Here is a 1,635-nt window from a genome sequence, read left to right as displayed (position 1 = left end):
GTAGATGGTACTGCTCTTAAAGATGCGGTATTTAAAATTACCGATATGAATGGTAACGACATTCGTACTGAGCTTACAACAGATGTACATGGAAAAATTTCTGTTTCTGATTTACGTCCTGGGGACTATCAGTTTGTTGAAACGAAAGCTCCTGAACACTATAAATTAGATAGTACACCTATTAAGTTTACAATTAAGAAAAGCCAAAAAGAAAAGCTCCAAGTTACTGCTACAAATAGCTTAACTGAGGGTGCTGTAGAATTAATAAAAGTGGATGATATAAATCCAGATACAAAACTTTCTGATGCAGTGTTTAACATCATCGATGCAAAAGATAAAATTGTTCGCACTGATTTAACTACTGATAAAGATGGTAAGATTACTGCTACGAACTTACGCCCAGGAGACTATCAATTCATTGAAAAGAAAGCTCCTAAGCATTACGATTTAAATAAAAAACCTATTAGCTTCACTATCGAGAGAAGTCAACCAACTCACGTTTCTGTTACTGCTAAGAATGGCCTAACAAAAGGTGGCGTAGAATTAACGAAAGTTGACTCTATAGATAAGAAAGAAATGCTAGAAGGTGCGGTATTTAAAATTACTGATCTGAACGGTAACGACATTCGTACGAATTTAGTTACCAATAAAGACGGAAAAATCATCGCTAAAGACTTACAACCAGGAGACTATCAATTTATTGAAACAAAAGCTCCTAAACATTACGACTTAAATGAAGAACCAATTAAGTTCACAATCGAAAGAAGTCAAACAAAGCATGTCTTTGTTACAGCTATTAATAGCTTAACGAAAGGTAGTGTTGAATTAATTAAAGTTGATGATGCCAAGCGAAACACAACACTTGAAGGTGCAGTATTTAAAATTGTTAATAAGGATGGACACGATGTTCGTACCGATTTAACTACTGATAAAAACGGCCGTTTAGTTGTGGATGAATTACCGCCAGGAGACTATGAGTTTATCGAAACAAAGGCTCCTGAACACTATGACTTAAACGAAACACCTATTAAGTTCACAGTTAAAAAAGGCCAAGAAAAAATCGCCTCTGTTACTGCTACGAATAGCTTAACTAAAGGCGCAGTTGAATTAACTAAAGTTGATGACATCGACGGTACTACTCTTGAAGGGGCTATCTTTAAAATTGTAGATATGGACGGTAAGGATGTTCGTTCTGATTTAACTACTGATAAAGATGGTAAGATTTCTGTTTCTGATTTACGTCCAGGAGATTATCAGTTCATTGAAACGAAAGCTCCTAAGCATTATGACTTAAATCAAAATCCTATCAAGTTTACTGTTGAAAAGAGTCAAACTGCTAAAGCTTCTGTTACTGCTACTAACAGCTTAACTAAAGGCGCAGTTGAATTAACTAAAGTTGATGACATCGATGGTACTACTCTTGAAGGGGCTATCTTTAAAATTGTAGATATGAACGGTAAGGATGTTCGTTCTGATTTAACTACTGATAAAGATGGTAAGATTTCTGTTTCTGATTTACGTCCGGGAGATTATCAGTTCATTGAAACGAAAGCTCCAACTGGCTATGATTTAAACATTAAACCAATTCCTTTCACAATTACGAAAGGACAATCTCAGGTTACCTCTGTTACAGCT

At 35.4% G+C, this 1,635-nt stretch carries 1 protein-coding gene; it reads left to right on the top strand.

Annotated elements, in window-relative coordinates; genetic code table 11:
- On the top strand, positions 1-1,635 hold a 1,635-nt coding region (locus MR170_RS30510), incomplete at both ends, for an MSCRAMM family protein (protein ID WP_276575689.1).

Source organism: Bacillus cereus group sp. BfR-BA-01524 (assembly GCF_022662595.1).
Taxonomy (GTDB): domain Bacteria; phylum Bacillota; class Bacilli; order Bacillales; family Bacillaceae_G; genus Bacillus_A; species Bacillus_A thuringiensis_S.
This window is presented reverse-complemented; position numbering and strand designations above follow the sequence as displayed.